This is a genomic window from Cohnella fermenti, assembly GCF_004801405.1.
Classification (GTDB): domain Bacteria; phylum Bacillota; class Bacilli; order Paenibacillales; family Paenibacillaceae; genus Cohnella; species Cohnella fermenti.
Window position 1 is genome coordinate 15,780 of record NZ_SSOB01000018.1, and the last position, 25,040, is coordinate 40,819.

Consider the following 25,040-nt stretch of genomic DNA (forward strand, 5'->3'; position numbering starts at 1 on the left):
AGCTCATTATAGGCAAGGAGGAAACTTCCGTTCTTGCATTATCGTCGGGATTTCATGCATTTTTGTGATATATTAACTTTGAAGAAACCGAGAGTCGGTGACGATCAACGTGGAATTTAAAAAGGTGAGGAACAACTACACGGAAAACGTGCGCTTGGAGCACAACTTCGGTGCGGACTGGAGCATGGACTACTATCACTTTCATAATGTCTACGAGGTATACTTGGCTCTGACGGAAGGGGCCGAATTCTGGGTGGGCAACCAACGGTACGTATTGGCTCCCAACGATTTGCTGTTGCTCACCACCAGCGACTTGCACCGCTCCATCATCCATGACAAGACAAATTACGAACGATATATCCTTTATTTCGACCCTTTTTATATAAGCGTATTAAATACCGCCAGCACCAATCTGCTGGAATGCTTCGCCCGGAGAAGCTCATCCCGTAGTCACCGAATTCACTTGAGCGACACCGATGCCCGCCAACTGACGGAGCTGTTCCGCGAGCTGGATCAATTGCTTAAACAAAGCGGATTCGCCACCGACGTCAAAGTAAAAATACTGCTGGCCCATATCCTTATTCACTTGGAGAAAATGACGCGTGACGGGGGGGCGGAACTAACGGGCAACGCGGCCCCCAACGCCTCTTATCTGCTGCTTAATCCCGTTATGGACTATATAGATGCGCATTACGCCGAGGATCTGTCAACAGACGGGATCTCGAGACAATTCCGCTTAAACCGCCACCGCTTAAACGAATTGTTTCGCGAGGTGACCGGTCTGTCCTGCCATCGGTATCTGGTTCAGCTAAGAATAATCAAAGCCAAAGAATTGCTGGAGCGAGGCGGCATCTCGACCACCCAGGCATGCTTCGAGAGCGGGTTTAACGACTACTCCCATTTTATCCGCACCTTCCGCACCCTGGTTGGAATGTCGCCTGGGAAATATGCCAAACAGGCCAGCGACAGCAAATTTCTGCATTAGCGGCCTCCGGCCCGGGCTGCACGCAGTCCGCCGCTGTCATCCTTGCGGATGCTCCTCTCTCCGCCAACTCTGCCCCTGCTTCCGGTAATCGGTAGGAGAGAGCCCCGTCATCTGCTTGAAGACGGTCGCGAAGTAGTTCGAACCCGGGAAGCCGACGGCTTGCCCGATCTCCGCGACTTTCTTGTTCGTGTTCTTCAGCAGCAGCTTGGCCTTCTCCGTTCGGAAGCGGAGCACGTATCCGCTGAAGCTCTCCCCCGTCTCCTTCTTGAACAGGGAGCCGAAGTAATTGGGGCTGAGGTGGGTGTGGGCGGCAACGGTCGGCAATGCGCATTCTTCGGCATAATGCTCTTCAATATAAAGAATCGCGCGTTGCACAATGCCGCCGCTGCGCTCCATATGCCAGCTCAGCAGCGCCTGCTCGAAGGTGCGGATCTGCCCTTGGAGCCACGCCTTCACCTCCTCCCGCGTGCGAGTGCGATGAAGCTCGGCCACCCGTTGCCCGATATCCCCGACGGTTCGCGGGTCGGCCTCGAGCTCCTTGCGCATCACATCGTCCATCGCCATGGCCGCGCAGAAGGCCTCGATCTTCATCGCATCCGCATGGGCGGAAATCTGCAGCGCCGAATCCAGGACGCGGCGAAGGTACGCCTCCAGCTCGGCGGGTCTTCCGAGCAGCAGCAGCGCCGTCAGCTCGCTCCGAATCAGCCGCACCTTGTCGCCGCCGATCGTCTGATCCTCCATCGCTTCGCCCGGCCCCGCACCCTGGTCCCCTTCCCGGGAATGGTCCAGAAGCGCCGCGTCCATCCACGCTTCGGTATGCTTGAAGCCGCGGAACGGACCGTATCGGCGAACAGCCAGTTCAAGGCCCAGCAGCCGCTTGACGACGGAGGAAGCCTCCTCGAACAACGATTCGGAATCGCCTTCCGGGGACAGGAAGAAGACGAAGCTGTCGTACTCCAGCATCAGCCGACGATCCTCTCCCTCTCCCGGCGCTCCCGATGCTCCCGACACTCCTTCCGCCAGCTCCTGAAGAATGTTGCCCACGGCGAATTGCAGCAGCTTCAGGTCCCCGCCCTGATAATCCTTCGCCTCCGGGTAATACGTCTCCACCTGAACAAGCCACAGCTCCTTGCCCGTCAGCGCCCGCTCCAGCTCCCGCGCTTCCTCGGCCGCATACGGCAGGCGCTTCCAGACGGAGCGAAGCAGTTGGTCCTCCCGCCGGCTCCGCTCCTCGGCCTCGCGTTCCTTGCTTGCCTCCTGCAGCCGATATTGCTCGAAGGCCGCCTGCAGCACGCGGCACACTTCCTCCTCCGGACACGGCTTCAGCAGAAATTGCTTCACGCCGTAATTGACGGCCGCTTGCGCGTACTCGAAGTCGCGATATCCCGTCAGCATCACCACGGCCGTCCGAGGCGCCTGCTCGGCCAATCGCTTCGCCAGCTCGATGCCGTCCATCACGGGCATGCGAATATCGGTAATGACCAGATTGGGCTGCAGTTCCCGAAGCTGGTCCAGCGCTTCTTCTCCGTTCGCCGCTTCGCCGACGACCGACCATCCGAGCGGGTTGCTCTCCACCAGCTTCGTCAGCCCCTTGCGGATCATCGGTTCATCGTCGACAATGAACAATCTCCCTCTCATAGGTCCGTTCCCTCCTTATGCATGGGCAGCAGCAGGCGAACGGTCGTGCCGCTCCCCGGCGTCGCTTCGATCGTCAGGCCGTACGGCTCTCCGTACAGAAGATTCAACCGGCGAAGCACGCTACGAATGCCGATATGGACTCTTTTGCCGCCGACGATCGGACCGCTCTCCTCCCTCTTATCGCTGCGGGGAGCCAAGGCATCGGAGACGACCTTCCGGACGGCGTCGTCCTCCATTCCTCGGCCATTGTCGATGATCTCAATAAGCAGCGCTTCCCGCTTGTCCTCCTGCCCGGCCCCGGGGCCTGGGACGAGCGACGTCTGGATAATCAGAACGCGTTCCGTCCGCTTGTCGGCGAACGCATGAACGAACGCATTCTCGACCAGAGGCTGGATGATCAGCCTTGGCACCTTGGCCAGCTCCGTCCCCGCCCCCATCTGAATGACGGTGTCCAATTCGTTGCCGTGTCTGGCGCTCTGAATCTTCAAGTAATTGCGAATTTGCGCCAGCTCCGCGGACAGCGTCGTCTCCGTATCGGCCGGCTCCAGCGCGTAGCGCAGCATCTCGGACAGCGAGACAACAAGCCCGGCCGTCGCCCGGTCGTCCTGAAGGTAGAGCTTCCAGTAGATCGTATCAAGCGTATTCTGCAGAAAATGGGGGTTCAGTTGCGTCTGAAGCGCCGTCAGCTCCGCCTCCCGCTCGCTGAGCTGCCGTTCGTACACCTCGCGGATGAGCTGCTCCAGGTTCTCGGCCATCGAGTTGAAGCTCTGCCCGATATATGCGAGCTCGTCCGACGTATCGACCTCGACTCGCGCCTGAAGATTGCCTTCGCGCATTCGGCGCATGCCCCGAACGAGCTGAGTCAGCGGCCGGAAGAGCCGGCGGCCGCTCCACGAGACAAGCGTCGCCGCCAGCAGCACACCGACAACTCCGACTAACAGGGAGATTTTCAGAATGATGGTGCTCTTCTGTTTGAGGGCTTCCAGGGAGACCCTGCTGATCAGAGAGAAATCCATCAGCCGGGAGCGGCTCTGCACATACAAATAAGAGCTTCCGTTCTCCTTGACGATCTGACTGCCCGCCAGCCGCGACGGTACGGGCGTGCTGCCCGCCTCTTCTCCTGTCCGGTCCGTGTAAACAAGCCGATCCTGCCGATCGAACAAATAAACGTTCGCATTCTCGTCGCTGACGAGCTCGTTCAAGTCCTCGGAGAACAGCGATTCGTCGAAGAGCATGATCATCGTGCCGTATTGCTCAAGGTCCTTGTTCTTCATGTAACGGGCCGCCGCGTAGAAGTCCCGATAGCCCGACTCCTCCACCGCGCTGGGAAGCTGGATCGGGAACCAGACCAGATTGCCCATCGTCCCGTCCAACAGCGTCTTGACCTGCTCGTAGATGTCCCGATCAAGCGTGCTGCGAGCGGTTGGAGACACGTGGAAAAAGTAGCTGTTGTCCTTCATATCGTAAAGAAACATGGAATACAGCTTGTTCTCGTCGTTCTTGACCTGGAAGAGGAGCTGGTTAAGCTCGTCCTGGTCGGTAATCTGCGTGTCGCTCTCGCGGACGTCGGATTCGCCCGAGCGCCTTAGCACCTGTTCGATATAAGGATGGAACACGATAAAGTTCGATATCCGGTAAATATCCCGAAGCTGCAGATCGATTCTTGCCGCCGCCTGCTCGTTCGCCTTGCCGAACTGCCGGCTGATCTCTTCCGTAAACAGGTTGTTATTGATGCGGTACGACAAGTATCCGGACACGGCAAAAGCCAGCATGATGATGATCGACATATGAAGCATGATACGCGACGAGAAGCTGTTCGCCCGCTTGCGCATGCGGCCCTTCCTCTCCGTTCCGCGCCGCTCCCAGGCCCGGCTTTTTCTTCCATAGTAGCATCGGTCCCTGGGGCGTTCAACGGTTTTAGTCGGCCTATCCGCAACGTCGGTGAAGATCGAAGAGAAACCGTTGATTCTCGAACATTTCGCTGTCGGGCTTCGTTTACGATGTCGTTGTGCGGGTTCTCCGTACGTTGTGGTTGCACGGCTCTTAAGAAAAAATACAGCCGGCTCTCCAAGAGCGGCTGTGGCCAAACGAACCTATCCCATCTTCTGCCTCCGCTTAATCCAGTTTTGTCTTCTCCCGGTATTGAGACGGCGTCAGGCCCTCCAACTTCTTGAAAATCCGGTTAAAATAAGTCGGCTGGTACCCGACCTTCTCCGCGATGTCGTTGATCCGCCAGTCGGTCTTCGCGAGCAGCTCCTTCGCGCGCTCCAGCCGAATGCCGGTCAAGTATTCGACGAAGTTCACTCCCGTGACCTGCTTAAACGTCTTGCTCAGCGTATAGGAATAGACGTTGATCCGGTCCGCGCACGATTCCAGCGAGATATCCTGCATGTAGTGGCTCTGCATGTATTGAATCACCTGGTCCATCAGCTGCAGAAGCTGCTCGTCCTGCTTCTTGTCCCATTCGCTCAGGCACGGCTCGATGACCTTCCGCAGGAACCACTTCAGCATGGCGTTCGGATCGTCCAACTGAGACAGCTGGGCGTTCAACGCATTGCCCGCGAGCCATTCCGGAGACACCCCCATCTTCATCATCACGTGCTGAACGCTCGCCAGGAGCTGAAGCATGCCGTGACGAATGATGAGCTCCTTCGCCCCTCCGGCCGCCAGTTCCTTCATGAACCGGGGCACCAGCTCGAACAGCTCGTCGCGCACCCCCATCCGGAGGGCATGGATGATCTCCTTCTCGATCGCGAACGGATACTGATACGAAGCGCTTCCTTCCGCCAGCGCCTCCCGCTCCAGGCCGAGCACCTGCTTGTCGTGAAGCAGGTCGCGATTCGTCAGCGCCTGCCTCGCTTCCTCGAACAGATACGGGATCTGGTGCGCCTGCTGCGAATTCGCGCTGACGGAGACGGTGACTCTAAGCGAGAGCACCTGACGGATCGCCTGAATCAGGCGGTCGCTGAACTCGGACAGCCCGTCGCGCAGCTCGTCCATGCTCTTCTCCTTCGGCGCGAGCAGCAGCAGGCCGATCGACAAGTCGTGGAAGTTGACGACGATCGCTTCCCCGATCGCGTTCTCCTTGCATTCATCGACGATGTTCGCGGCCACGAACGTGACGAGCCCTTCATCCCCCTCGAAGAACCGACCCTGCAAGTTGGCAAAACCGGACAGTTGGATCATCATCGCCACGAACTGCTTGTCTGCCACTTCCCAGCCGTACTGCTCCATTCGCGACCGGACGCTGTCCTCGGAGAAGGAGTAGAGGTACCCTTGCACAAGCTGCAGCAGGTAGCCCTCCTTCAGATAAGGAAGCTGTTCGGACAGCCGGCTCTGCAGCGATTGGTGTTCCTTGGCGATCTGCTGCCACTGCGCCTCGATTACGGCGAATTCGTCGTTCTGAGATCTCCGGATCGAGCCGTCCTTCTCGCCGGCGATAACCTGTACGAGCCGCTTGACGGGCGAATACAGCTGGCGGGAAGCCAGCCACGACAGGAGCGTCGCGAGCAGCAGGCCGATTGCGCTGATCCACAGAATAACCTGGGAGATGACGCGCACGGGTTCCGTGATGGCGGTCAACGGCACAAGCGACACGAAGGTCCACGTCGACCCGAGGCGCTCGATCTTGCCGAACGATACCGTGTAGCTCGTTCCTCCCCACTTGAAGAGGAATGAGCCCGTGTCTCCTTCCCTTGCAAGCACCTTCGTCTGAATAAGCGCTTCCAATTCCGAGGGCTGCGCTCCGCTGCTCGACTCCAACCACTGCCCCTGCTCCGTCATCAGGAACGACGAGCCGAGATTATGGGGCGTCAGCGTCAGCAGCATGTCGATAAGCTGGCGTTCGCTCAGCATAACGAGAATGACGCCGAAGGAGGACGCTTCTCCCCCCGGCAACCGATTGTACAGGGTAAATCCCGTTCCTGCTCCTGCTCCTGCTCCCGTTCCTGTTCCTGTTCCCGCACCGGATGCTCCCTCCGACAAGGTCCAGCCGATCGACTTGGGCCGTGCGAAATAAGCGGTGTACTTCCCGATCTGCTCATCCCCCTCCAGGAACGTATAATTCGAGGTCGTGAACAGCACGGGGCGAGGCTCGTTCAAGTACAATTCGACGTGGTCGATCAGCGGATCGGACAGCTCCATGATCGGAATCGTCTGGAACACCTGGCGCACCCGGATGTAGTCCCTCACGAAGTCGAGCTTGCGCAGCTCGTTGCCGAAGCTCGGATCGAAGGACCAATGGGCGATATTGACCTCCATATGGGAGAACTGCTCGTCGAAGTACGAGACGCTCTGCTCGAATTGCTGCCTGCTCTGGCTCTGCAGCTCGCGGTCGATTCGGCCGCCCACGAACCAGTAAGTGCTGAAGCCGATAATAAGCCCGGGAATGCCGGCCACGAACAACGTAAGCACGAGGCTCTTGATATAGAAGCTTCCGAACAGCTTCTGCTCGCTCCGGAACAAGCTTCTGAGCTTGCTGGCCACATCGTTCACCGCCGTTCGCTGTCGTTAGTCTCACTTTTACTAAAATAGCAGAATCCTGCCGATATCTCGACAAGATTCTGCAGTGGACTTACGGCTCTCGGTGTCGGCTATCGCTTAGTTGGCCCCCGTCCGCTTCTGATAAGCGTCGTTCAACTCTTCCGTAATCTTCGTCATCGTCGCATCCGACTTCAGCTTGTTCACGTAGTCGTCCCATGCCGTGATCGGCGCGGAGCCGAGGATGATCTTGATCTTCAGATCGGTCATGCTCTTATTGATCTCCGTCATGTTCTGGTTGGCCGTCGGGGAATTCAAGCCGACCGTGTAATCCGGCACGCTGCCGGCCTTCTCGCGTTCATCTTGAATTTGCTTGTACAGCGTCTGCGTATCCGGCTCGAAGAAGTCCTTCGACGAGCTGGCGTACGGATCGGAGACGTAGACGATCTGGTTGTAGTTCGAGATGCCGTCCTGATTCGCCTTCTCCGTGTCGAGCACCTTCTTGCCGTCCTGCACCGTGTAGTGAACGCCTTCGATGCCCCACTGCTGATATTGGAAAACATCGTCGTTCATCCAGGTATCGACCATCTTCAGAATTCCCTTCATCTTCTCCTCCGAGACCGACTTCGGAATCGAGATCAGACCGTTGAAGCCGGGGTCTCTCGGGCTGAAGCCGTTCAGCGTCGTCATCGGATAGAAGTCCGTCTCCTTGAAGTCCGTATCGAGCTTGACGATCTCGTCGAAGTAATTGCGCATGTTGCCCGCCTTCTCGACGATAAGGGCGGATTTATCGGCTTTGAACAGGTTGTTCACCGCATCCGTCTTGATCGAAGCGAAGTCTTCCGAGATGAGCTTCTCGTCGAACAGCTTCTTCAGGTATTCGATCGCGCTGCGCTCCTCCGGAAGGAAGGCCGTGTTCGTCAGCTTGCCGTCCGCCAGCTTCCAGCCGCCGTAAGACGGGCTCCATGTCGCACTAGTGAATGCGCTCTCAATTGTAGCCAAATAACCCAGGTTCAATCCGCTTGCATCGACTCCGGCCGGGAACGGCGTAATGCCCTTCTTGTCCTTGATCGCCTTCAGCGCCGCATACAGCTCATCCGTTGTCGTCGGGACGGCAAGGCCGACCTCATCCAGCCAATCCTTGCGGATGTTCAGGAAGGCGGCGCCTTCCGACGGACGCGGACGCGGAATGCCATAGTTGCCTCCATCCGCTTGCTTGGTCAGTTCCCAGGCGGTCTCGGAGATGCCGCTCGTCAGATTCGGATAATCCTTGTAGTATGGCGACAGATCCCAGAAGGCGCCCTGATCGACGAGCCCGCGGAATACCGAGGAGAACGGGTCGTTGATGAAGATCAGATCCGGCAGATCGCCGGCGGCCAGCGTGATGTTCAGCTTGTCTCCGTACGTATTCTGAGGAATCCATTGCACGTCCAGCTCGGTATTCGTCGCCTTCTCGATGAGCTTCTCGATCTCGTTGTCCGCCGCCGGAGGCATCGGAGCCGTCTGCTGCGTCATCACGCTGACCTTCAGCGGTTTGGCGCTCGCGGCGCCGGACGCCGGAGCCGATCCCGTGTTCGTTGTCGTCCCCGCGCTCTCAGCCGCTTTGTTGTTGTCGTTGTTGCCGCCGCATGCCGTTAGAAGCGAAGCCAGCATGGCGACGGATGCGATAGCGATCGTTAACTGTTTCTTCATTTCCTGTCCCCCCAAGATCATTGTTTATAATAAGACGGCAAGCGCTTGCCTATTGGGACTTACCGTCATATTAACGCATGTCAGCCTTTGACGGAACCGACGAGGGCCCCCTTGGCAAAATGCTTCTGCAAAAACGGATATACGAGAAGAATCGGAACCGTGGCGATAATGACCGCTGCCATCTTTAACGTCTCTGTCGGAGGCTTCTCCGTGTACGCCGTGGACAGCAGGTCTCCCGTGGACGCGTTGATCAATATATTTTGCAGAATGACCTGAACCGGCCACTTCGATGAATCCGTCAAGTACAGCATGGCGTTGAAGAACGTATTCCAATAGCCTACCGCGAAGAACAGGCCGAACGCCGCGAGCGCGGGCAAGGACAGCGGAAGAATGATCCGCAGCCAGATGGAGATGTCGTTGCAGCCGTCGATGGCCGCCGCTTCCTCCAATTCCGTCGGCAGGCTGTCGAAGAACCCCTTCAGAAGAAGGACGTTCCAGCCGCTGGAGAGAGCCGGCATAATAATGGCCCAGTAGCTGTTGATCAGATGAAGCTCCCGAATCAACATATAATTGGGAATAATGCCGGGACTGAACAGAATCGTCACCAGAACGAACAGCATGATCGCCTTGCGCCCCCGCATTCTTCGCCGCGACAGACAGTAGGCCAGCGATGACGAGATCGCCAGGCTGCACAGTGTCCCTACGATTGCCAGATACGCGCTCGACCCGAGCGACTTCACGAAGAACGGAGTCGACAGCAAATATTCGTAGGAAGCGAGCGACCACTTCTCCGGGAAGACGATCAGCGCCTTGCGCAAGTATTCCGTCGGGTCCGTGAAGGATACCACGATGACATAGTAGAACGGGAAGAACGTAATCAGCGCCACGATGCCGAGCAGCACGATGTTGATCCAATTGAAGACGCGATCTCCGGTCGATAGCTTCACAAGAACCCTCCTTCTAGTAAACCCCTTCTTCGCCGAACCGCTTCGCCAGCCAGTTGCTTAGGAGCACCAGCGTCAGGCCGACGATCGACTTGAACAAGCCGACGGCCGCGGTGAAGCTGAACTGCCCTTGCTGGACCCCGACGCGGTAGACGTACGTATCGAACACGTCCGCCACTTCGGACACCGCCCCGTTGGACATCAGGAACACCTGCTCGAAGCCGACGTCCATGATCTCCCCGATCCGCAGAATAAGCAGAATGACGATAACCGTGCGAATCGCCGGCAGCGTGACGTGCCACATTCGTCTCAAGCGCCCCGCCCCGTCGATGGTAGCGGCTTCATAGAGCTGCGTGTTGACGCCTGCGATTGCCGCCAGGAAGATGATCGTCCCCCAGCCTGCTTCCTTCCAGATCGACTGCGACGTGATCATAATCCAGAACAGCTTCGGGTTCGTCAGGACAACCCACTTGTCTGCGCCAAGCTCCGCCAGCACCTTGTTGACGAAGCCGTCGCCCGTGGCGAACAGCAGGTAGGTCAGGCCGCAGATCAGAACCCACGATAAGAAGTGCGGCAGGTACACAACCGTCTGGATCAGCTTCTTATACTTGTCGCTGCGAAGCTCGTTGAGCAGAATCGCGAGCAGGATCGGCAGCGGGAAGAACAGGAACAGCTTCATGAAGTTGATCGCCATCGTATTGCGAAGCAGAAGCAGGAAGTCCGGGTTGGAGAAGAATCGCTCGAAGTGGGCGAAGCCGACCCATTCGCTGCGGATGATCCCCTTGAACGGCGAATAGTTCTCGAATGCGATCACAAGCCCGTACATCGGGAAGTACTTGAACACAATAAAGAATAAGATCCCCGGCAGCGCCAAGAGGTACAGCCATCTGTCTCTCTTCAGATCGCTCCGCAATCGGCGGTTTGGCCGGGAGCTTTGATCGGGTGCGGGTCTGGGCTGCACCGGTGCCGTGTAGGCGTCCATCGGTTCCGGACTCAAGTGGCCCCCTCCTCTGTCCATACATTTTCGATATCGAGCCGGACGAATCCGACAACGCCACTATACGGCCAAGCGGATGGAAGGGGCAATCAGACATTGCGGGAACGGGGATTAGACATTTTTGGCGGATTATACTTTCTTGCGGACGTGCAACAGAGCGCGGAAAATCGGCACAGCAACCGCAGTCGGCAAGAAAAAAACGCCCCGCCGACGATTCGATCGCAGGAGGAGCGTTCTCTTGGACATGGTCTTGCGTTGGTTGAATTACAGGGCGTCGGCTTCGGGAATAAGCTTCAGCGCGACGACGGCCTTGAACAAATCTCCGTCGGTCTCGATCGTCAGGCTCCCTTCATGCAGGTCTACAATCGACTTGGCGATGGCGAGTCCCAGACCCGCCCCTTCCGTATGGCGCGAAGCGTCTCCGCGCTTGAACCGCTCGAACAGCTCTTCGACTTCTTCGCCGTACTCGAACTTGGACACGTTCTTGAACGCGATCGCCGCTTCCCGCCGTTCCGTGATCTGCAGCGAGATGTAGGCACGGGAATGATCGAGCGAATACTTCGTCATGTTCCCGATCAGGTTGTCGAACACCCGCCACAGCTTCTGCCCGTCTGCGAGAACATAGACCGGCTCCTCGGGCAGCGCGACGCGGAATTGGACAGACAAGCCTTGGATAACATCCTTATACTCCGCCAGCGCCTGCTGCATCAGTTGGACAAGGTCCGTCTTCTCCAGAGCCAGCTCCACATTGCCGCTGGACATCTTGGACACCTCGAACAAGTCGTCGATCATCGTCTGCAACCGCTGCGACTTGCGATCGATAATCTCGAGGTACGCGTCCCGTTCCTCCTTCGTCGCCTCCTCCGATCGCAGCAGCCCCGTGTACGTAATAATGGAGGTAAGCGGCGTGCGCAGGTCGTGGCTGACATTGGCGATGAGTTCGGTCTTGAGCCGTTCGCTCTTCGCCTGCTCGTTCTGAAGCGACCTGACTCCGCTCCTTAGTCCGTTGAGATGACCGGCGAGAGCGGCCAGAACGCTTCGTCCCCTGACGGGAAGCTCCTTCGTCATGCCGCCGGCCGCCAGTTCTTCCGCAGCCTTGGCAATCCGGTTGAGGTAACCGACGGAACGTGCCGCGAGGAGAACGACAGGAAGGACAACCAGCACCGCGATCAGAGCGAGGGGGAGGATAGAGAAGGCGTCGTCCCCGTTTAACGCGATCGCAACCGCCCCTGCCAGGAGACCGATACCGAAGAGAGCAACCGTCAAGACGAGCAGCCTAACGCCCGAGCTTCTATAGAGGAAGCTGTCCCGCACCTGGTTGCCGGTCCGAACTAGCGAAGCCTTAAGACGCGCGCTGCCTGATCGGAGCAAGGAGCGCCGCCATTGTCGGCGGATATCCTCCCAGCTGTGCAGCTCGGTTGCCAGCAGCCTCGCCTGAAGGAGTGTCATACTTAGGCCGGCCGCGGCAACCGCCAATGCGAGGATCAGCCTTCCCGCATAGCCCCAAGGGTCGTCGAGCATAGTCGGGAAGCGGCCGGCCGCAGCGACGGGCAGACCGACCGTCAGCGCCGCCGTTCCCGCGAGCAGCAGCAATTGAATGTCCAGCGGAAAATCCAGGTATGGCGAGCGCCCCCGCGGCTCGGAAGGAACCGGCCTTGCATAGCCGAACCGGAACAAGCAGAAGACGAGCAGAGCGGTGCCGGCCAAGCCGTAGCTGAGCAGAATCCATTGCTCTTGGCGGTATCTCTCCGCCTCCGCCTGAATCGAGCTGTCCGCTGTCACCGCGACCCAGCCTTTATAAGGGAGCCTCGAGCTGAGAGACCCCAGCATGAGATATGGCAATTGGTCGGTATCAACCATATAGTCGACTGCGTATGTATAATCGTCGCCGAACAGTTGCTTCCGGGCCGTGCTCTCGTTCGACGTTCTCAGGCTTGAATAGTGAACTCCCGTCGTGGGATTGACGAAGTAATAATCGAACTGATCCTGCAGATTCACGAATCTCGCACGGTGCAGCTGTTCCCGGTCCCGGTAGGCGGCGTCAATCTCTGCCTCCTTCTCCTTCCGAATTAAGGCGTCAACATACTCGTCGTCCTCCATGATCTTCGCCATCTCCAACTGCTTGCTCTGTTTCTCTTCTCTATAATAAGAAGCAACATCAGTGGAACCCGCAGCGACCGCCTCCTGGATCAGAGGATCGTATTGCTCGTTATAGGAATTCTGCATATAAGCCATGGGGCCGAACTGATTGCGATAATTCGCAATCTCATAATCTTCTACCGTCAGGGACGCCTTGGCTTCTTCCACGGGAACCGAGTTCAGCTCGAACAAATTCAGATACGCGACATACTCGTTCAGTTTGCCGCGGAATTCCGGCGTGTGGTAGTAATCCCGGTAGGTATACTCGCTGCCCTGGCCGATAAGTGCGATCGGCCCGCTCAGACCGATGACGCAGATCAGCGCGTAGAGATACAGCGGCATTCTATTTCTCCATTTTGTAGCCAACTCCCCACACCACCTTCAGGTATCTCGGATTTTTCGGATCGATTTCGATTTTCTCGCGAATCTTGCGGACGTGGACGGCAACCGTATTCTCCGTGTAGTAGCCCGGCTCCTTCCACACGCGCTCGTAGATCTCGTTGATCGACAGCACGCGCCCCGCATTCGTCATCAGCAGCTCCACAATCTTGTATTCAATCGGCGTCAGCTTGACCGCTTCTCCGTTCACGCTGACTTCCTTGGCTTCCTGGTTCAAGGCGAGCCCCCGCAGCTCGATCGTCTTCTTGGCGCCCTCGTATGAACCGAGAGTCACATACCTGCGGAGCAGCGACTTGACGCGAGCCACGAGCTCCATCGGATGGAACGGCTTCGTCACATAATCGTCCGCCCCGACATGAAGCCCCAGAATCTTGTCGCTGTCCTCGCTCTTGGCGCTGAGCATCAGAATCGGCAGGTTGCGGCTCTCGCGAATCTTGAACGTTGCCGCGATCCCGTCCAGCTTGGGCATCATCACATCCAGAATAATCAGATGCACCGGCTCCGCCTCCAGCATCGCAAGCGCCTCCAAGCCGTCCTTCGCCTGCAGCACTTCAATTCCTTCGTGCTTCAAATAGATTTCGATGGCGTCCCGTATCTCCTTGTCATCGTCGACCACCAGCACCACTTGCTGCTCCACCCGTCGCTTCCTCCTCGCCCGCTGCAATCTCTTTCTCTATTGTAATGGGAAAATATGAATATTCGTTAGGGAAAAGTATGAAGATCTTCTTAAGGTAATAGGAACCGGCGCAAGAAGGGGCAACCGTGCCCCTGTCCGTTATCCCAAGCACAGCCCCACCCACGTACAATCGAACCCCGGACCCTCTCGGATGACCGTTTTTATGCGAAAAACCACATACAATCCTCATTGCCAGAGGGGGCAGGAGCAGATTGCCCAGTGGTTTCTCTAAAAGGGTGCCTTATCCCATCTGTTCAGGCCATCATTTACCAATAATTAGGATACTGATAAAAGGGGATAAGGTACCCTCTTTGAATATAAAGAAAAGACTGGTTTCAATCAGTGCAGCAATAGATACGGGGTGGGAGTACCGGGGGACACTTCACTTGCTTTAACGCCCCCCATCCCATTCTGCGGGAAGTCCGGAAGCAGAGGCTAGGAGGTAGCTATCACAAACGGGATTGCGGGATCGTTCTACTAGAAATCGAGTTGTGTTGTGCGGGATTTTCGTATAACGGTGCACAGTACGAGGCTGGTGAGGCTGCGTTATAATGGCGCGTAGGGCGGGGTTTGTTGCGTTTCGGGGATTAAATCGCATAACAATCGGACACAAAAAACCGTCCTTGGTTAAGTGAGGTACCCACCACCCACTTGCGCAAGGAACGGTTTCTTTGTGCATTTTCCATACTATAGATCGATTTGGCCGAACAACGGCACAGGATTAATCCGCGATGAAGCGATAGATGACAGCCGCGGCTTGAGCCCGTGTCGCCGCTTGCTTGGGCCCGAAGATTCCATCCTCGAAGCCGCCCATCAGTCCGGCTGCGCGAACGGCCGCGACGGCCTCCTGCGAATACTTGGCAATCGCGCTTGCATCGCCGAATGCCGCATCATGGTCCGCATCCGTCTTCAGCGTCACACCCGCCGCTTGAGCTGCACGGTAGAGCATCACCGCCATCTCTTCTCTTGTGATCGTATCGTCGGCGCCGAATTGCCGCTCCGACTTGCCTTGGACGATGCCCAGCGAGTATGCCGTCGACACCGCTTCCTCATACCAACTGCCCGGCTCAACATCCTCGAACGGAAGCGTCGCAGCCGTCTGGACATTCGCCAGCTCCAATGCGCCAAGCAGCATCTTCAGGAATTCCGCACGCGTGACGGTGCGTTCCGGCTGGAAGGCTCCCGTTCCCGTGCCGTTCACGATCCCTCTCGCCGCGAGCGATTCGATCATCTCCTTCGCCCAGTTCGCGGAGGCCAGATCGCCGAATGCTGCCGGAACATACGCGATCGCATACCGGCTGAAGTGTGCCGGGCGGAACGACATGCTGCCCGTTGCAGCATCGTACTTGCCGTTCTTGACGATCTGCAGCAATCCCGACTCGTCGATGTAGTAGACGACAAGACCGGCCTTCGATTCTCCCGCCTGCAGCGCATAGCTCAGCGAGACGGTTACCGTTCCGTTAAAGGCGGGAGGCTCATTGCCATCCACCAGAAGCGCGAACTCATAGACCGCGTGGTTGCCGATTCGGCTTGCGACGCCGGCGGCAAGCGTTGCCGGATCGATCGGAGCTACGCGCAAGGTCAATTGTTCGCTGTCCGGCTTCAAGATACCCGAGACGTCAGCGACAGCGAGCTCGACCTTGACTCCGTTCCGTTCGATGACAATCGAGCGAACCGCGCTCTCATTGCCGACGAAGCTCTGAACCGGCAGCGTTATCTCTGTCTGGCCCGAGGCGCCTTCGGCGTCGAGAACGAGATCCAGCACACCGTTCGTTGCGCTCTCCAGAGCCTTGGCGACATCGGCCTCCGACAATTCGGCCTTCATCTGGCCGCTGGAATCTGCAGTTGCTTGAACGATAACCTTGCCGTCCCGAAGGGTCAGCGTTAGGCTTGGCGTCGTTGCCGTTGTGTCCCCGCCGGAAGATGACGGATTGTCGACCGGAGGAGTTACCGGCGGATCGGTCGGCGTTGTCGTGCTTGCGGCTTCCACGGTCACTTCCGTCGTCGCCGTGAACGAACCGTCTTGCGTCGTCGCCGTAATCGTCGCGTGGCCTTCCTTCTCCGCCGTGACGACGCCGTTCTCGTCAACCTCTGCAACAGATGAGTCGCTCGTGCTCCAGCTTACGGCTTTGTTCGTCGCCTCCTCCGGCGCGACGACGGCCGTTAGCGACGAGCGGTCTCCCTCCGTCAGCGTCAGCTCGGTCGGCGTTACCGCTACTCCCGTCACCTCAACGGTTGCCGGAGGGTCCACCGGCGGATCGGTCGGCGTTGTCGTGCTTGCGGCTTCCACGGTCACTTCCGTCGTCGCCGTGAACGAACCGTCTTGCGTCGTCGCCGTAATCGTCGCGTGGCCTTCCTTCTCCGCCGTGACGACGCCGTTCTCGTCAACCTCTGCGACGGATGGGTCGCTCGTGCTCCAGCTTACGGCCTTGTTCGTCGCATCGTCAGGTGAGACGACGGCCGTCAGCGACGAGCGGTCTCCCTCCGTCAGCGTCAGCTCGGCCGGCGTTACCGCTACTCCCGTCACCTCAACCGCAGCCGGCGGATCGACTGGCGGATCGACCGGGGTCTCGCCTGCCGTCACGCGGATGGTGTACGTCTGGAACTGGTCTCCGCTGGCGGAGGCAACCGCCAGAACGATCGTATTGAGACCGTCTTGGAGCGTTACCGATACGGGACTTGCAGCGGCAAGCGTCTTGCCGTTAAGCGTCACGGTGACCGTACTGCCCGAAGTCGCCTTCGCATAGGTCAATGTGTGTTCCTTCTCCATGGTGTTCTCTGTCGTATAGAAGAGATCCGCTTCATCGGGTTCCGTTCCCGTAAACGCAGGGTCAAGCGTCAGCTCCGTAATGGCCAACTCGGTTAAATAAGCCAATACCAGCTCGTCCTGCTTGGTCAATTCAAGGGTGTACGTTATTGCCGAGCCGTCGGCTGCCGTAACGATCAGAGGGATCGTGTTGAGGCCAGCCGCCAAGGGAACCTCAACGTAATCGTTATCGTCGACGCGTCCGAGATCCTTCCCGTTCACCGACACTTCCGCGAATGGACTGGAAGGGGCGACGCGCACCTTTACACTGTCATAAGAGAAGGGAACGCGAGAGGACGACGTAAAGGTATGGGTACCGGCATCGTAGGCCAGCGCTTCGCTGCCCAGCTCCTCTACCGTCACATTGGCGATATCCGCGTCGTCTCCTTCCGGACTTCCTTCATAGGCCCACAAATAATCGATCAACAGATCGCCGGTGTTATTGGCGCTTCCGAAGATTTGGAGGAAGTTGAGAGCGGTGCCCGCCGTGCGCAACTGCGCGCCTGCCTTCATCAATTCTCCATCGATATAGAAGTCGAAGGTGTCCGAATCCATGTTGACGACCATCCGGATGTCGTACCAACGATTCATGGCCGAAGCGAAATTCGTGGTCCCGGAAGAGCCTCGGGTAACGTGGGTAAAGATATTGCCCTTGCTGATCCCGACATCCGCCATCGGTGCGCTGATGGTGCCGCTGCTATCGATCGTCTCGCCGCTGTAGATGGCGAACTGATTCGCGTTGCTTCCGGCTGCCGTTCTCATGATTCGAGTCTCGATCGTGAACACTCCGGTCGCATTCAAGGCGTTCTTGTTCCAGACCGTTACACTTCCGGAACTGGCCGTCTTCTCAAGCTTCAGATACGAATTCCCGTTGTTGTCTTTAACGATGTCAACCGTTCCGCCGGCGCTGTTCACATTCCACAGCTCGTTGCCGGTGAAGGCTCCCTCCGCATAATTGAAGCTCTCGTTCAGGAAGTAACGAAGCTCCTTGACGACACGGGAGATCGGAAGGTCCACCACGGTCGTGTGGGCCGCTTGCACGGCGATTCCGCTCTTCGTACCGTCATAATAATCCTGCTTCTGTACCGTCACGGTATAGCCGCTCCCGACAGGGATGTTGTCAATGACATAACTTCCGTTCGTTGTCGTTACGGCTGTGCCGACGACTTGTCCCGAGCCGTCCGTTACCGTTACGTTGACATTCGGGATGCCGATCACATTGCCGGCAATCGAACCGGTTGTCAGCAAGCTGGCCCCGAGAGTCAGATTCAGCATCGACACATCCGCGCCGATGATTGTGGCGGCAGCGGCGGTCGAGTCCTGATAGTCGCTCATGGACGCCGTCACGGCAACTGCCGTTCCGGCGGGAATTCCGCCGATCGAATACAATCCCTTCGCGTCCGAGATGCCCGTATACGATTGTCCGCCGGCCTTCGCGGTTACGGTCACCCCCGCCTTGATATCTCCGTAGGGATCGAAGGTATATCCTCTCAAATCACCGATGGAAGAATCGTCCCCGACGAACTCGTAGATGCCGATATCGACGCCTCCGGCGGTGATCGAATTCCCGGCGACGTCCGTAATCGTACCGACGGGAATCGTCGTATTGTCGTGTGACGCGATCGCCTTGCCCGCGCTGATCAGCGGCGAGTCGGCTTGCAGCTCGAGACCGGAGAGGTCCACATCGCTGCCGCTTCCTCCCGTGACGCTCGACGGCGCCTTGAACTTGGGATCGGCGACGATGGCCGCGGTGTCTTCCGCCGGCACTTCCGTCACGTTGTAATAGCTATTGTTGCTATAGGTCAGGCTGGTCCCATCATCCGTTCGTGCAGAGGCGTTATTCGGGCTGTAGAAGATATTGTTGTAGAGATAATGGAAGTTGTTCGTATCGTTCAGGAAGGTGTTCTTGTCTCCCGATGTCGAGACGAAGGTGGCCGCCGTGCTGCGAGAGTTGTAGAAAATATTATTGTAGATATAATTGTGGCCCTTGTTCCCGTGAATGTTCAGGTATCGCTTGCCGCTCTCGCTGTCCTTGATGACGTTGTAGCGGACGACCGCGCTGCCATAAGTGAAGCCGCACAGGAGAATGCCGTCGCCGTTATCGTGCAAATAATTGTACTGGATCAGCGCATTGGTAGACGCCCGGTCCGGATCGATCGCATTGGAGTCGGAGCCTGTCGGCTTCTGCTTCGCTTCATAAACTTCATTCCACTCGACCGTAATGCGATCGGTGTAGTACAGTTCGATTGCACTGGTTCCGGCCCCGGCCGAGACGTTGTTCCGAATGATCGAATCTCTCGTGCTCGTCAGATAGATCGTATCCGCCGCATAATCGCTCCCCGAGTGATCCAGGTAATTGTGCTGAATGGTGAAGTTGGTGTTCGGATACCAATCGGTATAATCGTAGGACGGAGCGCTCGCATCCTGCCGTTCGCCCCATGCCTTCAATTGCTTGACGATAATGCCGCCGAAGGAGTTGTCGATCAACACATTGTTCTCGATAACCGCGTCCGAGAACCAGGTCGGCTGATACCCCGTTACGTCGACCGGATTGGCGATGACGGGAAGGCCGTCCTGCCCCTTGACGATGATCTCGAACAGGATGCCGGCCGTGCGCTTGGAGGGGTCCCACCCCGTTCCGCTGACGGAGTTCCATTCGCCCGCTACATCGTGCACATAAAGATCGTGGAGCCAGTAGCCCTTCAGCTCCGTCTGGGTCGTGTTATTGCCGCCCGCGATGTGAATTCCGCGTCTGTCCTGAATCATCGAGACCTCGGATTGCTTGCCGGTGTAGCCGTCCGGGATATTGCTGATGTCCAGGTCGCGGATTTCGATATACGGCTGATTCTCCAGATAGACCGCATCCGAGGCGTAACGCGTGCTGCCGTCGGTGAACGTCCATGGAATCGCGATATTCTTCGCCGACAGCTTCGGCTTGGCACCCGATCCGTAGGCGCCGATAACGATCCGTTTGCCCTCTTCGCCCGATCCCTTCGGATGCAAGGACTCGGTAAGCTCCCAGGCGCCGCCCGCCTGGAACAGAATCATATCGCCGGGCGAGAAGGTCGTCGCGTTAACCTTCTGCACGGTCTTCCACGGGGTTGCCTGGCTTGTTCCGTCGTTGCTGTCGTTCCCGTTCGGGGACACATAATAGACGGTTCCTTGAGCCGCGCCGGGATCGCTCGTCACAACTTGAGCGTTGGCTTCATCGCTCAGGATGCTCTCCCCCAATTGCTTGATCGCGTAGTCGCCGGCTTGCGACACGACGCTTGAATACAAGTCCGACGTTCCGGCCTCCTCGGCTTGCGCGCCTTGGCCGGAGAACAGGCTGAACAGAAGAGCTCCGGCAAGCAGCGCCGCCAAGCCCTTCCTCATTCCTCTGTTTGCCTTCCGATCGTTCATCATCGCTATACCTCCATATCCTCTGCCCATCCTCTGTTGGAATGCGCTTACAAGTTCTTGTTCACTCCAAATTATAGAGCACGCCATACGGCTGCATAGTAGGCTAGCGAACGCAAATCTTTCACTATCCATGCATGTCCGCGCGAATCCGTCGATAGTGAAGGGGATAGAACGCAATCGAACCGACGCATAAGGCCGCCGGTTCGATTATGAGACTCCTGGCTATCCGTGTTCCGTTATCCCTTCGCCGCCGCCGCGTACTCGTCGGCCTTCTTCAGCAGCTTCTCGTAGGCTTGCTCCGGAGTTGTCTGCTTGAACTGGATCTCTTCGACAATCGTCTTGTAGTCGTTCTTGAAGCTGCCCCAGCCTTGCGGGTCGTTGATGAACTTCTGGGCCGTCGGCGTTACGCTGTTCAGGAAGGCGACGCTCTTCTTGTCCGCTTCGCTGAAGTTCGGTGTCAGCGACTCGACGACCTTGGACGATACCGGCGTGCCGCGGGTGAGGCCCAGCGTCTGGGCGACGTCCGTGTCATTGATGAACCAGTCGATGAATGCCTTCGCTTCCTCCGCGTGCGAGGACTTGGCATTCACGCTCCAGAACATGCTCGGCTTCAGCCAGCCGCCGCCTTCCGTTCCCTTCGGCAGGGCCGCATAAGCGTAGGTGTCCGGCTTCAGCGCATCGATGGCGGTGACTTGGTTGGAGAACAGGTGGCGCGCAATGGCGTTGCCGTTGACGACGTTATCCAACTGCGGGTCCAGCTCCTTGTCCGTCGCCGTCAGGTCGGCCGGCGTCAGAATGCCCTTGTCGCGCAGCTCGCTCATCTTCGTCATGTATTCGATCCAGGTATCCTTATCGATCGCGAACTTGCCGTCCTCGCTATAGATATACCCCTTGCCCATGCTGTACTGATAAGCGGTGTAATCGACCAGGTCGGCCGATTGGTCCTCGAACACATACTTGTCCTTGCCCAGCTTGGCCTTGGCCGCTTCGCCGAAGGCGTAATAATCGTCCCAGGTCCAGTCGAAGCTCGGAGCCGTGAGGCCCAGCTTGTCGACGACCGACTTGTCGTACACCATGCCAAGCGCGGCGACGCCGAGCGGCATCGCATACAGCTTGCCGTCCACCTGGCCCGAAGCGAGCACGGACGGGTCGACGTCGGCGGTGTTGATGCTGCCGATGTCCGCCAGCAGGCCGCGGCCGACGTAGTCGTTCACGTAAGCGGCGTCCATCTGGATGATGTCCGGCGCGTTGCCTGCGGAGTTCTGCACCGCCAGCTTGTCGAAGTAGCCGTCCCAGCCCGAGAATTGGCTCTCGAAGGTGACGTTCGGATGAAGCGCCGTGTATTGCTGAAGCGCCTTCTGCGTGGCGTCGTGACGCTCCTGCGAGCCCCACCAGGCGATCGTCAGCTTCACCGGCTCGCCGGAAGCTCCGGACGGAGATGCGGAGGACGACGCGCTCGACGACGCCGACGGAGATGCGCTCGCCGCGCCGTTGCCGTCATTCGAATTGTTATTGTTGCCGCATGCCGCGAGTGCGGCAACGAGCATGGAAGAAGCCAATACCGCAGACCATGTTCTAGCGATGGATGCCATTGCTGTATTCCCCCCATATGAATGTGCTTACACGTTTATACTAGCATCGGCCCCGATCGGGGAGTAGACGAGCACCGAACGATAAACTTTCACTATCCACTAAGGTTTCGGTTCCTGACGAACGAATTCGCTCGGCGTAACGCCGCAGTACTTCTTGAACAGCGTCGTGAAGTACGGAACGTTCTGGTAGCCGACCATATCCGCCACTTCGTACACCAGGTGATGGCCTTCGTAGAGCAGCGCCTTCGCCTTCTCGATGCGGACCCGGATAATGTAGTTGGTCAGCGTCTCCCCCGTTACTTTCTTGAACAGTTGATTCAAGTAATTTTTCGAGATGTACAGTTGCCCGGCCAATTCCTCCAGCGTGAGGTCTTCCGCGTAGTGCTCGTGAATGTAGCGAACCATGAAGTCGACGGCCTTCTTGTGCTTCGGACTGACGGCAAGCGCCTCGGGGGAGCCCGACGGCTCGGACGTCCCGGACGGTCCGGACAGCTCGGACGTCCCCGGCGTCCCCGGCGTCCCCGGCGCCCCGGACAAGGAGCCGCGTTCGGCGCCTGCAGCCGACGCGGCGGACGATGCCCCCGCTTCCGCTTCGCCTTCGCCGAGCGCGAACAGCGACTGCAGCGCCAGATCGGCCGACAGCTTGATCTCGCCCCAAGCCTGCTTGACGCTTCCGAGCCCGAAGCGCACCTCCAGATCGATATACTTGCGCATGCTCTCCGCGATGAGGAGGCCGATCGACTCGGCCCGTTCGGACAGCAGGTCCGCATCGGCCGCCGCGTCGGCGTGAAGCACAATCGCCGCATGATTGCCGAACAGCCAGACGAAGTCGGAATCGGGCCAATGCTGGCCCAGCAGCTCCGACGCGATATTGGTGACGGCGAACTGGAACAAGTTCCAATCGGCGAACGTCACGCCCCGGATTCGCTCCGTGCGCACGACCTCGAGCACCATGACCAGATGGCTCGCCGACTTCCAGGCCGCCTTGGAAGCCGGCAGCTCCGACGCAATCGCCTGGCCGGTGACGACGGCAGCCAGCCACTCCTCGTCCGTCATGCCGTCCAAGGCTTCCTTGCGGGATTCCAGCACGTTCCGCTCGATATTGTGCAGGTAGGACGCCTCCAGCTTCACGATCGTGCTCGCCAGCACCTCGCGGATCTGCTCGACCGTGCCCGGCTTCGTCAAGTAATCCTCCACGCCGAGCCGGATCGCCGTGCGCGCGAACTCGAAGTCGTTGTACCCGCTCAGAATAATGAACCGCCCGGGGAATTCCCGCTTGCGAAGCGCCTCGATCATCTCGATTCCGTTCATCCCCGGCATATAGATATCGGTGATGACAATATCCGGATTCGTCTCCTCGATCAGACGGATGCCCGCCTCCCCGTCGATCGCGTCGCCAACGAACTCGGCTTCGAGTTCGTCCCACGGAATGGCCCGCCGCAGCCCTCTCAGTACCTGGAAGTCGTCGTCTACAATAGCGATTTTCCACATCTTAGTTGTCCCCTCCTGGCTTGTTCGGACGCTCCCGGATAATCGGAAGACGAAGCAGCGCAAGCGTGCCGCCCATCTCGGAATCGGTCAGCTCGAAGCCGTACGCCGGGCCGAACAGCGCCTCGATCCGCTCCCGGACGTTGCGCAGCCCGTACCCGCCGCCCTTCGCTCCCGCAGCCGCCTTGTCCGCTCCTTCCGGAAGAGTCTCGCGCCGCTCCCGCGGAATCGTGCGCCCGTCGTCGGCAATGGCGATCTCCAGCCGGTCGGCGCTTGGCCGGATCGTCACCGTCAGCTTGGCCGATCGCTTGCCGTGGAAGCCGTGCACGAACGCGTTCTCGATAAACGGCTGCAGAATGATCTTCGGCATATACCAGCGCTTCGTCTCCTCCGCGACGTCGACGCGATAGACAAGCTGCTCCTCCCAGCGGATCTGCTGGAATTGCAGGTAGCAGTCGATGTGCGCCACCTCCTCGCTCACCGGCACGAGGCTGTCGGTATTCGTCAACGCGAGGCGGAACATCTGCCCGAGCAGCGCCAGCATCCGGCTGATCTGCGATTGCCCCGCTTCGATCGCCGCCCAATTGACCTGGTCGAGCGAATTGTACAGGAAGTGCGGGTTGATCATCATCTGCAGGCTGCGAATCTCCGCATTGCGCCTGCTCTCGTACTGCACCTCCAGATTGCCGTACAGCTCGTCGATCCGGTTCGTCAGCTTGCCGTACCCCTGGAACAGGCGGCCAAATTCGTTCTTGTAGTCGCCCGGAAGAAGATCGCCGCGATGATTCGGGAAGGCGTTCATCGCCCGCAGCAGCAGCCCGATCGGCTTCATGAACTGGCGCGCCAGGAACGTTCCGAGAAGCATGATGAGGAGAATCGCGAAGACGCCGAGCAACAGGTACAGCTTCGTTGTCTTCATGCTGCTGCGGGTCATCTCTCTCCACGAGGACTGCTCCAGCAGCGTCCACTTGGAATCGATCGACTTGGACCAGACGAGGAAGATGTCGCCGCTGCGGTCCGACCCGATCGAGCTCGCTTCAAGCCGGGCCCGCATGCGGTCCACATACGATTGCGTATAGGTGCTGTCCGCCGTCTGCGTGATCAGCTTGCCGGTCGCATCCAGCAGCGCGACATCGGCTTCGCCGTCGTCCGACTCGATCAGCGACTGGAAGACCGGCACTTTAATATTCAGCACAATGAGGGCGTAATATTGGTTGCGATTGTTGTAGACCTTGCGCGCGAAGCTGATAACGGGCGTATCTCCGGTATTCGTGCGGATCGTGTGCTCGCTGAGCCAGGCATAATCCGTCTTCTCGATATCCGGATACCAGCCCTCTTGCTCGATCTGCTCCATCGGCAGGAACTGGACATATTCTTGCACGCTGTAGCTGGCAGGCAACGCAGAGTAGACGTGAATCGATTGCAGAATGGGGGTGCCGAAAACATAATTGTTGAGCTGGGAGCGAATCTCCGACTGGGCGCGCACCCTCTCGTACAGCTCCCCTCCCTGCATGCGGGAATAGATGATGTCGACATTCTTGGACGCGGTGTTGGAGCTCTGCTCGATATCGACCAGCGTTGTCGTCAGCTTCTTGTTGAGCTCGCTGAGCAGCTTCTGCTGATAATACGAGGTGCTTGTCGCGATCTGCCGCGAGCTGCTGGTGTAGCTCATGTAGACGATCAGCCCGACGAGCAAGGCAACGATAAAGGCAAAACCGAAAAAAAACACGAAGTCGATCCGCATGGACTTGAACGGGTTCCGCAGCATGTCAACCTCCCCGATGCAAAGAAAGCTGCGAGAAT

13 protein-coding genes are annotated in these 25,040 nt (G+C 58.2%); 1 reads left to right on the top strand and 12 read right to left on the bottom strand.

Annotated features, from left to right (window positions below; genetic code table 11):
• Positions 1 to 97 precede the first annotated feature (97 nt).
• Positions 98 to 985: an AraC family transcriptional regulator gene (locus tag E6C55_RS15470; RefSeq protein ID WP_136370712.1), complete on the top strand. Its 888-nt coding sequence runs from the start codon at positions 98 to 100 to the stop codon at positions 983 to 985.
• A 36-nt stretch (positions 986 to 1,021) separates the two neighbouring features.
• Here the strand turns inward: E6C55_RS15470 and E6C55_RS15475 are convergent, their stop codons facing one another.
• The 12 genes from E6C55_RS15475 to E6C55_RS15530 form a co-directional block, all read right to left on the bottom strand.
• Positions 1,022 to 2,623 carry a response regulator transcription factor gene (locus E6C55_RS15475; protein ID WP_136370713.1) on the bottom strand — a complete coding sequence of 534 codons (1,602 nt, stop codon included), beginning with the start codon at positions 2,621 to 2,623 and terminating at the stop codon, positions 1,022 to 1,024.
• Positions 2,620 to 4,455: a sensor histidine kinase gene (locus E6C55_RS15480; protein WP_136370714.1), complete on the bottom strand. Its 1,836-nt coding sequence runs from the start codon at positions 4,453 to 4,455 to the stop codon at positions 2,620 to 2,622. The genes E6C55_RS15475 and E6C55_RS15480 overlap by 4 nt, the downstream gene beginning before the upstream one ends.
• Before the next feature lie 283 nt (positions 4,456 to 4,738).
• Positions 4,739 to 7,108, bottom strand: a complete 2,370-nt coding sequence (locus E6C55_RS15485; RefSeq protein ID WP_136370715.1) for a helix-turn-helix domain-containing protein — start codon at positions 7,106 to 7,108, stop codon at positions 4,739 to 4,741.
• Between the two features lie 114 nt (positions 7,109 to 7,222).
• Positions 7,223 to 8,794 carry a type 2 periplasmic-binding domain-containing protein gene (locus E6C55_RS15490; RefSeq protein WP_168735665.1) on the bottom strand — a complete coding sequence of 524 codons (1,572 nt, stop codon included), beginning with the start codon at positions 8,792 to 8,794 and terminating at the stop codon, positions 7,223 to 7,225.
• 80 nt (positions 8,795 to 8,874) lie between these two features.
• On the bottom strand, positions 8,875 to 9,741 hold the full coding sequence (locus E6C55_RS15495; protein ID WP_136370717.1) for a carbohydrate ABC transporter permease: 867 nt from the start codon (positions 9,739 to 9,741) through the stop codon (positions 8,875 to 8,877).
• Positions 9,742 to 9,754: 13 nt separating this feature from the next.
• Positions 9,755 to 10,720: an ABC transporter permease gene (locus tag E6C55_RS15500; protein ID WP_211093592.1), complete on the bottom strand. Its 966-nt coding sequence runs from the start codon at positions 10,718 to 10,720 to the stop codon at positions 9,755 to 9,757.
• Between the two features lie 279 nt (positions 10,721 to 10,999).
• Complete coding sequence (locus E6C55_RS15505) at positions 11,000 to 13,216, bottom strand: sensor histidine kinase (RefSeq protein WP_136370719.1); 2,217 nt, start codon at positions 13,214 to 13,216, stop codon at positions 11,000 to 11,002.
• 1 nt (position 13,217) lies between these two features.
• On the bottom strand, positions 13,218 to 13,910 hold the full coding sequence (locus tag E6C55_RS15510; protein WP_136370720.1) for a response regulator transcription factor: 693 nt from the start codon (positions 13,908 to 13,910) through the stop codon (positions 13,218 to 13,220).
• Positions 13,911 to 14,670: 760 nt separating this feature from the next.
• Positions 14,671 to 20,160 carry an S-layer homology domain-containing protein gene (locus tag E6C55_RS15515; protein ID WP_168735666.1) on the bottom strand — a complete coding sequence of 1,830 codons (5,490 nt, stop codon included), beginning with the start codon at positions 20,158 to 20,160 and terminating at the stop codon, positions 14,671 to 14,673.
• Between the two features lie 233 nt (positions 20,161 to 20,393).
• Positions 20,394 to 21,749 carry an ABC transporter substrate-binding protein gene (locus tag E6C55_RS15520; protein ID WP_136370722.1) on the bottom strand — a complete coding sequence of 452 codons (1,356 nt, stop codon included), beginning with the start codon at positions 21,747 to 21,749 and terminating at the stop codon, positions 20,394 to 20,396.
• A 99-nt stretch (positions 21,750 to 21,848) separates the two neighbouring features.
• A complete protein-coding gene (locus E6C55_RS15525) occupies positions 21,849 to 23,240 on the bottom strand; it encodes a response regulator transcription factor (RefSeq protein ID WP_136370723.1) in 1,392 nt (463 codons plus the stop codon).
• Between the two features lies 1 nt (position 23,241).
• Positions 23,242 to 25,005 carry a sensor histidine kinase gene (locus E6C55_RS15530; RefSeq protein WP_136370724.1) on the bottom strand — a complete coding sequence of 588 codons (1,764 nt, stop codon included), beginning with the start codon at positions 25,003 to 25,005 and terminating at the stop codon, positions 23,242 to 23,244.
• Positions 25,006 to 25,040: the final 35 nt, after the last annotated feature.